General features: G+C 41.4%; 11 protein-coding genes. All 11 read right to left on the reverse strand.

Annotated features, from left to right (window positions below):
- Nucleotides 1-234: 234 nt before the first annotated feature.
- Nucleotides 235-1,782, reverse strand: a complete 1,548-nt coding sequence (gene citF / locus ACLRYO_RS03555) for a citrate lyase subunit alpha (RefSeq protein WP_024061618.1) — start codon at nt 1,780-1,782, stop codon at nt 235-237.
- Nucleotides 1,772-2,737 (reverse strand): HpcH/HpaI aldolase/citrate lyase family protein, encoded by a 966-nt coding sequence (locus ACLRYO_RS03560; protein WP_004695279.1) that lies wholly within the window; start codon nt 2,735-2,737, stop codon nt 1,772-1,774. Before ACLRYO_RS03560 ends, citF begins: the two co-directional genes overlap by 11 nt.
- A complete protein-coding gene (gene citD / locus ACLRYO_RS03565) occupies nt 2,737-3,006 on the reverse strand; it encodes a citrate lyase acyl carrier protein (RefSeq protein ID WP_008715023.1) in 270 nt (89 codons plus the stop codon). Before citD ends, ACLRYO_RS03560 begins: the two co-directional genes overlap by 1 nt.
- Before the next feature lie 122 nt (nt 3,007-3,128).
- Nucleotides 3,129-4,532: an anion permease gene (locus ACLRYO_RS03570; RefSeq protein ID WP_413084680.1), complete on the reverse strand. Its 1,404-nt coding sequence runs from the start codon at nt 4,530-4,532 to the stop codon at nt 3,129-3,131.
- A 385-nt stretch (nt 4,533-4,917) separates the two neighbouring features.
- Nucleotides 4,918-5,829: a LysR family transcriptional regulator gene (locus tag ACLRYO_RS03575; RefSeq protein ID WP_060919687.1), complete on the reverse strand. Its 912-nt coding sequence runs from the start codon at nt 5,827-5,829 to the stop codon at nt 4,918-4,920.
- Between the two features lie 13 nt (nt 5,830-5,842).
- On the reverse strand, nt 5,843-6,586 hold the full coding sequence (locus ACLRYO_RS03580) for a Bax inhibitor-1 family protein (protein WP_004695271.1): 744 nt from the start codon (nt 6,584-6,586) through the stop codon (nt 5,843-5,845).
- Between the two features lie 35 nt (nt 6,587-6,621).
- Nucleotides 6,622-8,370: a pyruvate kinase gene (gene pyk / locus ACLRYO_RS03585; RefSeq protein WP_008715016.1), complete on the reverse strand. Its 1,749-nt coding sequence runs from the start codon at nt 8,368-8,370 to the stop codon at nt 6,622-6,624.
- Nucleotides 8,371-8,463: 93 nt separating this feature from the next.
- Nucleotides 8,464-11,871, reverse strand: coding sequence for a DNA polymerase III subunit alpha (locus ACLRYO_RS03590; RefSeq protein WP_195213287.1), 3,408 nt, complete (start codon nt 11,869-11,871; stop codon nt 8,464-8,466).
- 12 nt (nt 11,872-11,883) lie between these two features.
- The gene (locus ACLRYO_RS03595) at nt 11,884-12,651 is read right to left on the reverse strand and encodes a M48 family metallopeptidase (RefSeq protein WP_077707603.1); all 768 of its coding nucleotides are present in this window, start codon (nt 12,649-12,651) and stop codon (nt 11,884-11,886) included.
- A 234-nt stretch (nt 12,652-12,885) separates the two neighbouring features.
- A complete protein-coding gene (locus tag ACLRYO_RS03600) occupies nt 12,886-13,365 on the reverse strand; it encodes a hypothetical protein (RefSeq protein WP_077707604.1) in 480 nt (159 codons plus the stop codon).
- A gap of 23 nt (nt 13,366-13,388) precedes the next feature.
- Nucleotides 13,389-13,733, reverse strand: a complete 345-nt coding sequence (locus ACLRYO_RS03605) for a hypothetical protein (protein ID WP_229039603.1) — start codon at nt 13,731-13,733, stop codon at nt 13,389-13,391.
- Between the last annotated feature and the right edge of the window lie 42 nt (nt 13,734-13,775).

Genomic DNA, 13,775 nt, shown 5'->3' on the forward strand with positions numbered 1-13,775 from the left:
AAGGTCTCCAATCTTCTTATAGTAAAAGTATAACTATAATCATGTACCATATTTGCCACATTAGACTTTATTTCTATCTTTGAAGTTAATAATAAAACAACGCATAAATTCAAAAAGACCCGCTTCATGGTCCTCGAACTCATGGAGCGGGTCTTTGTATTAACTTACTAGCATGGGATGGTGAGTTGACAGCGAAACCCAAACGGACTCTACCGGACTCCAACCCCTACTCAATTATAGAGGTTTACGAACCACGTCAAGGATAGAACCATCGCGGTATTCTACGATTGCCACGATGTCTTCGTCTTTGTCGGATACAGGGATATCTTGTGGTTTACCTACCAAGTCGAATGCTAATTGTTGTAATTCTTCAATTGTGTAGATAGGCAAGTTGCTATCTTTGAAGCGTTCAATCAAATCAGTACGAGCTGGGTTGATTGCAATACCGTATTCAGTAACAAGTACATCAACGGAGGAGCCTGGTGTAATTACAGTTGCAACTTTGTCACGGATCATTGGCAAACGACCACGGATCAATGGACAAGTAATAACTGTACATTTAGCACCTGCTGCTGTATCGGAGTGACCGCCAGAAGCGCCCATCAATACACCGTTAGAGTCAGTCATTACGTTTACGTTGAAATCAAGGTCGATTTCAGTAGCACCAAGGAATACTACGTCTAGGTAGTTTGTAGTGCAGTCAGTCCATGGGTTAGCATACATGGAAGCGGACATTTCGATGTGTGCAGGGTTTTTATCTAAAGAAGCTGCTGCAGTTGTATCGAATGTTTGAGTATCGTAAATTGCACGAATCAAGCCTTCTTCAAGCATACCAGTTAAGATACCAGTAGCACCACCGATAGCGAAGCCACCTACTTCACCGCGTTTGCGAAGTTTTTCAGCGATGAATTTTGCAACTGTCAATGGAGCACCACCAGCGCCCAATTGGAATACGAAACCATCTTTAATGATGCCAGCTTGATCAAGGAATTCACCAGCTAGTTCAGCAATTTTAATTTGGATAGGGTTTTTAGTGAAACCTACCGCACCAGAAGCGATACCTTCTGGATCACCAATGCTTTCAACCTCAACAACATAATCTACGTCAGTTTGAGGGATTGCATAGTTGTGTACGTAATCAACCAAATTATCAGTGATGATAACAGTTGTGTCTGCATAGTGGGAGTCAACTTTAGCATAGCCAAGTGCACCACATGCGGATTTACCCATACGACCAGTAGCATTACCACGTGGATCAGCTGTAGGAGCACCCATGAAAGCTACGTCGATATGAACTTCACCAGATTCGATAGCACGAGCACGGCCACCGTGGGAACGAATCACTACAGGGCGTTTCAATACGCCAGGGTTTTGAGTTAAGAATTTACCAAGACGATCGCGCAAGCCAGATGTTTCAATAGCTGTTACAGTGCCGTCTTGAATCATTTCTACCAAGAACTCATGGCATGGTGACAAGGAAGAAGATGCGATAGTAATATCTTTGATACCTTTTGCTTGTACGCGTTCCATAACCATTTTCATTACATAGTCGCCATTGCGCAAGTGATGATGGAAGGACAATGTCATACCATCTTTTACGCCAGCTTTTTCGATTGCTTCATCGATGGAAGCAAGAACTTTATTTGTACCAACACGGCTCATGTGTACAGGTTTACCTGCACGATGAACTTTAGGTTCAATAGCGAATTCACCTTGATATACTTCGCGGCCTTCTAGTGCTGGGATATTTGTTGGGATATCGCGACCTACTTTATTTAACATCGTATTCTGCTCCTTCCTCTAATTCAACTTTAATGCCTGCTGCACGTGCTTTATCAACTACGCGTTGTGCACGAACTACGATAGGACCATCGATCATTTTACCATCTACGGAGATTACGCCTTTATTGTTGCGCAATGCATCTGCATAGCTGTTCAATACCTTAACGGAATGAGCGATTTCTTTTTCGTCAGGAGTGAATACTTCGTGGATAATTTTGATTTGGCTTGGGTGGATACAAGATTTGCCATCATAACCCAAAGCTTTAATGAATTCAACTTCTTCACGGAAACCTTGAGGGTCTTTCACATCGGAGAATACAGTATCGATTACTCGGATACCTGCTTCACGTGCTGCATGAAGGATTGTTTGACGAGCGAACAACAATTCAACAGCTGGTTTATGTTTACCTGTGCGAAGGTCTGCACGATAGTCTTCAGCGCCAAGAGCGATAGCAACTACGCGAGGGCCGTGGCAGATTTCACGAACATTGTATAAGCCACGAACGGATTCGATAGCTACGATAATATTGATTGTACCTTCTGGCCAGCCGTTAGCTTTTTCTACTTCTTCAATTTTCTTCGCTACGATTTCAACTTCAGAAACATCTTCAGTTTTAGGTAAACGAATCATATCAGGTTTAGCTGGAACGATAACATCAAGATCGTCATAGCCATAAGGAGTTTGTGTAGGATGGTTGATACGAACAACTGTTTCTGCACGGAATTTACGGGATTTCAATGCTTCTGCAGTTAAAAGACGAGCTGTGTCTTTTTCTGTAATTGGCACGGAATCTTCGATATCGATCATGATGGAGTCAGCACCGTGAATATCTGCACTGTTAATCATTTTAGGTGTATTACCTGGTACGAACATCATGGAACGAGACAAACGTTTTTTAGCAGCCTCTGTTAATGGGTTTGTTTTAACTTCTGGGAATGTTTTATCGTTAGCCATTATGCTTTGCTCCCCCTTTCCAATGCGCCCAACACGCGAGCTTTAATCGTGTAATCCCAAGCGTTTTTATCTTGTACGGTTACTTTTACGCCATCATAACCGGCTTCTTTCACTGTGTTCAAGATAACAGATTTAATTTGGTCGCCATATTGACGCATAACTTTGGATGTTAATTCGATTTCGATACCGCTAGCAATCGGTTCAACCGTTACTAATGCATCATTTTTTTCGTCGAAGCCAGCTTGTGCAGCTTTTACTAATTGTGCCATGTTGCATCCTTTCCTTGTGAAACATTTATAAAACTCAAGTCTGTACAGGCTCGTCGCGAGAGCCTATACAGACATTGAATACTAACAATTAAATTCTAACACTCCATAGTAATGATTTCTAATTACATGAAACCAGCGATTTTCCACCAAGGGATACCGATTACGTAGTTCAATACTAAACATACAACAGCGGAGATAAGACCAACTGTCCACCAGTCTTCTACATTGTTGTAACCAGCGGAGAAGATGATTGGACCAGGAGCCGCACCGTAGTGAGTTACGGAACCGCCATAGGAATTTGTACCAATTAAGATGAACGCTAATAATGTAGGATCGATTCCTGCGTTAATACCAACGATCAAGAATACTGGAAGCATTGCAGAAATGTATGCTGTACCTGATGCGAAGAAGTAACGAACCGCAACGGAGATTACAGAGATAAGGATAAGCATCATGAATGGATCTAAACCAAAGTTCATGTGAGTTTCTAAGAACTTAGCCAACCATTCGAAGAATTTTCCTTTGGTCAATGCAGAAGATAAGCCCAAGATGCCACCAAACCAAATCAATGTGTTCCAAGCTGCTTTAGTTTTGAGCAAATCATCCCAAGTAATAATGCCACATACAAATGTAGCAATCATCGCTACGATAGCCACTGCTGTAGCATCAATTTTAATACCAAATGTTGGAAGGATCCAACCTGTGATTGCAAGTAGTGCGATGGCGATAAGGCCTTTTTCAGACGCTTTCATAGGACCTAATTCTGCTAAACCATCAGCCGCAATTTTCTTGTTATCAATTTCTTTGACGGATGGACGTTCATACATATAGCCGATGAACGGAATACACATTAACATAATGAAGCCAGGTACGAACATAGCTAATGCCCATTGTCCCCAGTTCAAGGATACACCAGTCAATTTAGTAATGAAGTCTAATGCCAATAAGTTTGGCGCCATTGCTGTAGCGAATAAGAAGGATGTTACCTTTGTTGCAAAGTAACCATTCTGTAAAAGGTACGCACCTGCTTTTTTTGCAGTCTCACCAGGGTAAGAACCAACAGCTTCAGCGATGGACAAGTTGATAGGATATACGATACCTGCTGCACGAGCTGTGTTGGATGGAGTTGCTGGAGACAAGATCAAGTCAAGGAATGCCGTTACATAACCAAGACGAAGTGTTGTACTACCAAAAGCACGAACCAAGTAGTATGCGATACGATGACCAAGGCCAGTTTTACCAAATGCAACAGATAATGCAAAAGCTGCAAAGATTAACCATAATGCTGTATTGCTGTAACCAGCTAATACATCTTTAGTGTTGCTCAATAAGATAGAAGATGTAGCAACACCTAATAATACCGTAATAGGAACTGGGAATGGTTTTAATACCAAGCCCACGATAGTTGCTAAATAAATACCAAATAATTGCCATACTTGCGGTTTGAGACCATCTGGTGTGCCACCAAACCATGTGATTGCGACGATAGCAGCCATAACGCCAACGCGCCATAATTTGTCTTTCATGTGTGTCTTTCCCTTTCTGAATTAATTTAGGCATACATAAAATCATCTAGTCTTCAACAACATAATCGCTCGCGACGTCGATTACATTGATTAAGTCTACACTCATTATATATGTTTAAAAGAAATATGAATAATAGATTACCTTTATAGGGGTTATAAAAACTTTTATATCTACTAATCATACTTTTTATGCATTTTAAGCATAGAATTATAGTCCCAAATGAAAAAAATGCATGTATACCTCCTCAAAAGGATATACATGCACTTACATGGTACTATATTAATCTTAATCTATATTATGAGTTATTATATCGAAAAAGTCCAATACTGAAATAGCATGGATAAACAGTTAGAAAACCTCATAGATATGCTCTATTGATAATTCCTAGGACTTATATTCTCTAAGTATACTATTATCTACAACGGTGTGTTCCTTGTAATAATTACGGACATATTCAATAAAGGTTTTAACAACGATTAAATTTTCCGAATCTTTTGTGTACACCATATTGGTATCACGGGTGATATATTCACCATTTTTACTGCGTAATGGACTCACATAGATATCTTTGTCCTTACAGGATCCAAGTCCCATATACGTCAAGATAGACCATCCTAGACCTGCGCGCACAAAGTGACGACACGTACTCATAGAATTTACGTCCATCGCCACACTTGGAGGCTCGTCAAAATGTTCTGCACACCAAGTTTCAATAATATTTGCCACCGATGCATCTGTTTGGTATTTAATGAACGGTACCTTTACTAAGGATTCAGGCGGCACTAATTCTTTATATACAAGACAATATGGCTCTGCTAGTAACAGTTCAGACTTACCAGACACGTCATAGCCACCACGAGCAAAGGCGACCATACAGTCACCAGTATTAAACATTTTTACCACTTGATGGCTGAAAGCAGTCTTCACTTGGATATGAACATCAGGATATTGTTCGCGGAAAGCTCTCAATAAAGCCGGTAGTTCATAATCTGCAAAGTTGATAGATGATGCGATTTTCAAGGTCCCTTGAATCTTGCCAGAAGCGGAGTTCATAGCGTGCTCCAAAGCCTCTTCTTCTTGCATCATTCGCTTACAGTAATCATAGAAAATTTCGCCTTGTGCCGTGAGGGCAATCCCCTCAGCAGTCCGCAACAACAGAGAATGGCCCAAGGCTTTTTCCATATGGCGCAACCGATAACTCAACGCTGGTTGCGATAAAAATAATTTTTCTGCAGCCCTTGTAATATTGCCTTCATCGACAACAGTAACAAAGGTTTGCCATTCTCTATCGTCCATACAAACTCCTTTATTATCGCTTATTACCAAAGATGCGTAATAAGGATAAGAATAAGTTAATGAAATCTAGGTATAGGCTCAAAGCGCCTGTGATTTCAATGCGGTCTAAAATTGTTTCATCCTCCATGAGCGCCACTTGTGTCACATTATTCTTAATGCGGTTCACATCGATAGCTGTAAAGATAGAGAATACTACAACACCTACATAACCTAGAACTAAACTAACAGTATCACTAAAGCCACTGAGTACAGTCCAGTTAAAGAAGCGGGCCCCCATCATCACCAAGGATACGATGATCATGCCGAACAATGCCGCCATCACATATGGTGTAAGGGATGATAAATTACGTTTAGTTGTAGCCCCTACCACTGCAAAGCCAATGAAGAAAGCAAGCGTACCTATTAACGCCGGAATAACAACATCAAACACATTGTATCGCAATGATACCAAAGTCAATGTGAGACCATTCAAAGCACTATAGAGGAAGAACATACCTCGTAACGTCATTACATTAGCAGAATATGCACGAGCACTAAAAAGGAATACCACACCTAGCTCTACTAATAAGATAATATTAAAATTTTGGTACGCAAAGCGTAACCAATTTGGATTCACTAATGCAGCAAAGCCAACACCAATAGTTGTAAGTAAGCCTACAACCATCCATAAAAAAGAGCCTTTTAATCGTTGGGATACGATACTTTCAACCTGTGCAACCTCAGCTGCAGTAGGTCCTGTTACATTATATGGATTCATACTATCCCTCCTTATTTAATTATCACTTATAGAGATTATCGAGCATTGGCAATGCCCGCAAACACCTTACCACGTTCGCCATCGATAGTCACTTCTTGACCTTCAAGAAGCACTTCATGAGCATTTTTAGCGCCTAAGATAACAGGAATACCATAGGTAATGCCCGCAATAGCGCTGTCCGATGTATAACCATCTTCTACGGCAATAATGCCACCTGCTCGTTTTGCAATAGCCATCAATTCAGGCTCAATTGTGCCTACCACAAGGATATCACCATCTTTGAAACTTTCATAATTACCCTTATGATTAGCCGCAATGTATACATTACCTGTAACGGATTTACGTAAAATACCATTGCCAGACAAGAGTACTCGACCTGCAATGTGAACGCGAATCATGTTTGTAGTACCGGTTGCACCGGATGGCACACCAGCGGTAACAACTACAAGGTCACCAGACTCGATAGCCCCAGTACCAAGCGCACCAGTAATGGCTTGTTTTACCATTTCATCGGAGTTGATAATTTCATGTCCCTTAATAGCCTCTACGCCCCAGCATAATTGCATGCGACGAATAGTTTCCTCATGAGGTGTGACAGCGATGATTTTACAATCTGGACGATGACGCGCCACGCTAAGTGCGGTGTGGCCAGATTCAGTACATGTCAAAATAGCAGCGGCCCCGAGATTTTGAGCTACGCGCACACTAGCCAAGCATACGGCGCTTGTAGTAGTCATTTCTTCATCCTCACGAGCGCGGCTATAGCTATCGTAAATAGCAGCCTTTTCCGTTACCTCTGCAATGCGAGTCATGGTCGCAACAGCTTCTATAGGATAGGAACCATTGGCTGTTTCACCAGATAACATAATCGCATCGGTACCATCCAAAATGGCGTTAGCTACGTCACTTGCTTCCGCACGTGTTGGACGTGGATTTTGAATCATAGACTCAAGCATTTGTGTCGCCGTAATAACGGGTTTACCCAAGTTATTGCATTTTTCAATCATCATCTTTTGAAGTACTGGCACTTCTTCTGCAGGGATTTCTACACCGAGATCGCCACGCGCAACCATGAGGCCATCAGCTACTTCCAAGATTTCATCGATATTTTTAACGCCTTCTGCATTTTCGATTTTCGCGATAATCTTGATATCTTTTTTCTCAGACTCAAGAATGCGGCGAATAGCCACAATGTCTTTACCGCGTTGCATGAAGGATGCGGCCACAAAGTCTACCCCTTGTTGACAGCCAAAGCGCAAGTCCGCTTCATCCTGTTCAGATACAGGTGGCAAGCTTAGTGCTACACCTGGTACGGCTACACGCTTGCGGTTGCCGATTTCCCCGCTATTTTGAACAGTTGTAATGATATTATTGCCTTCGATAGCATCGATGGTAAGTGTTACAAGCCCATCAGCCAATAGAATTTTATCCCCTACGGACACATCACCTGTAAGACCTTTGTGGTTCACGGAGCTAAGCTCTTTTGTGCCTTCCACATCATCTGTAGTCAACGTAAATGGTTGACCAGCTTCGAGGAATACCTTGCCTTCTTTAAATAGACCGAGACGAACCTCAGGGCCTTTTGTGTCGAGCAATAATGCGATCGGTTTATTCACAATCATCGCTGCATCGCGCACCATTTGCATGCGTTCTGCTTGCTCTTCATGGGATCCGTGAGAGAAGTTAAAACGAGCTACGTTCATGCCCGCCCGCATCATATCTTCTAAGATACCAAATTTATCCGTTCCCGGACCTACAGTACATACTATCTTTGTACGTTTCATCTTTCCTCCTATGAAAGCACATCCAAGATTGGATCTTTCATTTCTTATTATATCAATGTTGGTGAAAGCTATCTGTGCCTCACACAACATATGTTATTGCACCTCTACGGAGCCTTCACCTAAAATAGATTCAATAGCCCTGATGGATTCATCACTAGGGTCAAAGCACATATTTGGTGGCAGATTAATCCGTTTTCGTTGACGGTGTAAATATAATGACGTTGGCACAGAGCCAGCAGTGCTAGTCAACACGCGTTTTAAGGCTTCGCTATTTTCTGGTGTATCATATTGGCTATAAATGTGGATTGCCACCTGTTTTGCCTGCCCATAGTTTACCTTTAATGGCGTAATACGGTCTGCAATGATTTGCACACCTTTTTCATCCGCATCAACCCGGCCTTTTACCTTAACAATCATATCGACTGCAATGAATTGCTGGCTTTGACTAAAGACCTTAGGGAATGCCACTACATTAGCCGCACCAGAATAATCTTCAATGCGAAGAATGGACATAACCTCATTGCGCTTCGTCATGCGGTCTGATTTATTTTCGATGAGACCGCCAAAGGTAATGGTTTGACCATCGTATTGCTCTGGATTTTCTACGAGAGCGCCCAGTTCAAAGAGGCCCTCCAACTCCTTCGCATATCCTTGCAATGGATGCCCCGTAATGTAAAAGCCGGTATATTCCTTTTCATCCTTTAACTTATCGTCTTCCGATAAATCCTCCACATTGGGAACAGGGATAAAATCGACAGATTCTTCCATATCGCCAAAGAGGTTCATAGTGCCCATAGCGGCATCCTTTTGCTCTTTAGCACCAACGGCTTGTGCGCTTTCATACATGTGCAACAATTGGTTACGATTTTCCTTGAAACCATCCATGGCACCACAACGAATGAGACTTTCAAGCAATCGTTTATTAACGACCTTATTATCCACCCGTTTGCAGAAGTCCACGATATCCGTATATAGACCATGCTCATTGCGCTCAGTAATCAAGCGATCGATGGCATTGTCCCCTACGTTCTTGATACCGCCAAGCCCGAAACGAATAGCATCGTCTTGTACGGCAAAGCTGCGCTCAGAATAGTTAATATCTGGACCTAAAACCTTAACATTGTGCTTCTTGCAGGAGTTGATGTAATACGTCAACTTTTGCATGTTCTGCATGAAGCTCGTCATGGTAGCCGCCATGAATTCAGGGAAATAATGGGCTTTCAAGTACGCCGTTTGGTACGCGATATACGCATAAGCCGCACTATGTGATTTATTAAAGCCGTAACCAGCGAAGTATACGAGCAAATCGAATACTTCATTCGCAACGGACTCGGTAATACCGTTCGCTACAGAGCCTTGAATAAAGGACTCCCGTTGTGCCTTTAGAACAGATTCCTTTTTCTTGCCCATAGCACGGCGCATCAAGTCCGCTTGACCAAGGGAGAAACCACCCATGGCGGACGCAATCTGCATAACCTGTTCTTGGTATAAGATTACACCAAAGGTATCTTTTAAAATCGGTTCTAAAATTGGATGTAAATAGGTAACCTCTTTTTTACCGTGACGGCGGTCGATAAAGTCCGCCACCATCCCAGAGCCTAGTGGGCCTGGACGATACAAGGCTACCAATGGAATTAAATCTTCAAAATGCTCAGGCTTAAGGTCCATTACAAGCTTTGTAATACCTTCCGACTCAAGCTGGAATACACCAGAGGTGTCGCCTTTTGTGAGAATGTCACACGCCGCCTTATCATCAAGCGGAATGGCATCTAAGTCTAGGTCAATACCACGGTTCGCCTTGATGAGCTTTAAGGCATCCCCCATAACCGTCAAGGTACGGAGGCCCAAGAAGTCCATTTTTAAAAGCCCTAATTCCTCGATGTTATCCTTATCGTACTGCGTTACAAAGCCTTCATCGTTGGCATTTTGTACTGGTACGTGGTCATCTAGAGGGTCCGCAGAAATTACGACGCCCGCCGCATGCGTGGACGAATTTCGCGCTATGCCTTCTAGCTTTTTACCAAAATCAAATAATTCTTTAACGTTTGGATCAGCTTCGTATAAAGCCTTTAACTCTTTACCTTGTAAAGCCTTATCCAAGGTAATCCCTAGTTCGTTGGGAATCATCTTAGCGATGCGGTTCACTTCAGCCAGTGGTAAGTCCAGCACGCGACCTACGTCACGAATTACGGCACGCGCTGCCTCTGTACCAAAGGTAATAATCTGGGATACGCGCTCCTGTCCGTATTTTCGCGTTACATATTCGATAGCTTGACCACGTTTTTCATAGCAGAAGTCAATATCGATATCGGGCATACTGACACGTTCCGGATTGAGGAACCGTTCAAAGAGCAAATCGTATTTTAATGGATCAAGACCTGTAATACCTAATAGATAGGCTACTACAGAACCAGCTGCAGAACCACGACCTGGACCTACTAAGATATCGTGCTCACGGGCATATCGTACATAGTCCCATACGATGAGGAAGTAATCCTCAAAACCCATCGTACCGATAACATCTAACTCGTAGTCGAGACGCTTTTGTAACTCTTCAGACGTTTCACCATAAAGGCGTGGAATTTCTTGTTCACAAACCTTACGTAAATACGTTTTAGACGTTTCCCCTTCTGGCACATCAAAGTGAGGCAAGTGATGTTCGTCGAAGTTGAATTCTACGTTACAGCGCTCTGCAATTTTTAATGTGTTTTCAATGGCCCCAGGAATATGAGAGAACAACTGCGCCATCTCATCCCCGGATTTCAAATAGAACTCATCATTAGGGAACTTTAAGCGGTCCACTTCGGCACGGCGGCGGCCTGTAGAAATACAAACCTTAATATCCTGAGCGTCTGCATCCTCTTTTAAGACATAGTGGAAGTCATTAGACGCTACGATGCCAAGACCGTATTCCTTGCTGAGCTTAATGAGCTCCTCTTGTGCCTTTGCTTCTTCTGGTAACCCGTGATTTTGGATTTCCAAGAAGAAATTGTCTTTCCCGTACGTCTCAATATACCATTCGATGGAACGCTTCGCGCCCTCCATATTATCTTGCAAGATATACTGAGGGATTTCTCCTTGAATACAAGCACTAAGGGCAATTATACCCTTGCTGTATTGGCGCAATAAATCACGATCTGCACGAGGACGATACAACATACCTTCTGTAGATGCTTTAGATACGATTTTAACGAGATTACGATACCCTTCCATGGTCTCAGCCAACAAGATAAGATGTTTTAGTCTTTCACGGCTGCGACCTTCTGGACGATCGAATCGGCTATTTTCCGTTACATATACTTCACAACCAATGATAGGCTTAATGCCTTGGGCCATACACTCTTTATAGAAATAAATGGCGGCGTACATATTGCCGTGGTCTGTAATGGCAAGGGCCGGCTGATTTAACTCCTTCGCACGACGTACCATGTCAGGCAAACGACTGATGCCGTCCAGCAAACTAAATTCTGTATGACTATGTAAATGTACAAATGGCTGCATGGTACACCTCCTTTAAGGGCGATGAGCAAAATACACGTTCAATGACTTCTTGCGGACCTTCCAATCTGGCAAAAACTGTGCCACGAGATTGTGAAAGTTCTTGGAATGGTCTAAATATTTAAAATGGGCAAACTCATGAACCATAACGTATTCAATATACGCCTGTGGCCCCTCTAATAAGCGGGTATTCATCTTAATGAGCTGCTTTGCAGGCGTACAAGAACCCCAACGGCTCTTCATGCGCTGCTGCTTTATGGTTGGCATAGGTACATCAATACCTTGCTTGTGAAAGCGCTGATATACGACCTTCGCCCAGTGGACAAAGACCTTCTCCCCTAAATTACGCCAATAACTTTGCATTAATTTATGCTTTGCTTCAAAGGTCGTACCACGAGGTACTACCATGGTAAGGATGGCTTTTCCGTCAAAGCCGATATGAGGCTTTCCATCCTGCTCAACTAGGCGTAAGGTAACGAGAATACCAAGAATTGATAAGCTTTCACCATTCACATACTGCAACGCCTCAACGCACTTGGCATTCAATGCATCAATCTTGTAACGAGCCCGCTCAATGGAGGGCATATTTTCGATGACAAATTTATCCACCACATAATCCGGTATGTACCCATTCGCCGACACATGGATCACACCATCCCTGGTAATGCGCATGTTCATGTTCTTCACACGCTTGATGGTTAACTCATATTCAATTCTGTCGCCATTATAGGTAATAGACCTAGTTGTTGAAGTATTCATACCTTTTATTTTATCATAAAACACTCATAAAATCGTAAAATTCTAGTGATTTTAATAGAATGACTTAGATTTTAAGTAATTCTGATTTTTTACTATTTTGTAATATAAAAATGACACCTATACCAAGCCCTTATGGGTGGTATAGGTGTCATTAAAATAATCTGTAATATCAAATTATTTATTAGTATAGAAAAGTCTTAATAAATACATCACAAGCTTGTCTTACGAAGCATCCAAATCACCAAAATATTAAGCATATTATTTTACTTTAACAATAATAGAACGATTAGGATATCTCATCTTCTTATCTTTCAACCGATTATAAATATCCTGTTCCTCAGAAGTTAGGTCTGCCTTACTAGATAAAATATGTATGTGAATTGGTTTCTGTTCTTTTTCTAGCTCTTTTTTCTCTATCAAATAGTTGTTTAAAGTATATTTTTTATAATTTTCATCGGTTTCCTCATCAAATAAATAGTATATTTGATCTAAAATTAAATCAATTTTTAGAAAACCTGTTTTTCCATAACTATATAGATAGTTTAATTGTGATTCGTAAGAGTATCCATTATATTCTAATGTGGACCCAGTTTTATTATCCAATATATAATTTTCACCCTTGGAATATCCCAAAAAATAACGAGGTTCATATTTATATGAATTAGATTCACCAATATAGATTATTGAGCATACTGCTAAACTCAAAATACTTACCAAAATAATTAATATATATTTCATCTCTACTATGCTCTCACTTCAGCTTAAATAACAGTATCAATTTGAATTCCATATTTAAAAGGCTTTATAATTCTAGCTCTCTGTTCTAAATATGCAATATTAGCTGCAGCAATTAATGCACTCTCCTTTGATGCACTCATTACCATAGACCATAGTTTATCTATATACGCAGTAGAAAGCTCTGCCGGAGGAATAGATCCGATTTTATTATCGTAATCAGGAAGCCATTCAAAATTATATAAATCTTTTGCTTGCCCAACCACATGAACTTTATCTTCAGAAATTTTTGTCATTCTAACACCAATCTTTAATTTTCCGAATGCAGCTTTAGCATTACCAAATGCAGCATCTATTTTATCATAAGACACTCATAAAATCATAAAATTCCGGTAATTTTAATAGGACTTATT

It is taken from the genome of Veillonella parvula (assembly GCF_047241225.1).
Taxonomy (GTDB): Bacteria; Bacillota; Negativicutes; order Veillonellales; family Veillonellaceae; genus Veillonella; species Veillonella parvula_O.

Coding starts and splice junctions, on each gene's coding strand:
- pyk (WP_008715016.1), bottom strand. CDS start 8,370: ATGAAACGTACAAAGATAGTATGTACTGTAGGTCCGGGAACGGATAAA.
- ACLRYO_RS03575 (WP_060919687.1), bottom strand. CDS start 5,829: ATGGACGATAGAGAATGGCAAACCTTTGTTACTGTTGTCGATGAAGGC.
- ACLRYO_RS03560 (WP_004695279.1), bottom strand. CDS start 2,737: ATGGCTAACGATAAAACATTCCCAGAAGTTAAAACAAACCCATTAACA.
- ACLRYO_RS03570 (WP_413084680.1), bottom strand. CDS start 4,532: ATGAAAGACAAATTATGGCGCGTTGGCGTTATGGCTGCTATCGTCGCA.
- citD (WP_008715023.1), bottom strand. CDS start 3,006: ATGGCACAATTAGTAAAAGCTGCACAAGCTGGCTTCGACGAAAAAAAT.
- ACLRYO_RS03580 (WP_004695271.1), bottom strand. CDS start 6,586: ATGAATCCATATAATGTAACAGGACCTACTGCAGCTGAGGTTGCACAG.
- ACLRYO_RS03600 (WP_077707604.1), bottom strand. CDS start 13,365: ATGAAATATATATTAATTATTTTGGTAAGTATTTTGAGTTTAGCAGTA.
- ACLRYO_RS03590 (WP_195213287.1), bottom strand. CDS start 11,871: ATGCAGCCATTTGTACATTTACATAGTCATACAGAATTTAGTTTGCTG.
- citF (WP_024061618.1), bottom strand. CDS start 1,782: ATGTTAAATAAAGTAGGTCGCGATATCCCAACAAATATCCCAGCACTA.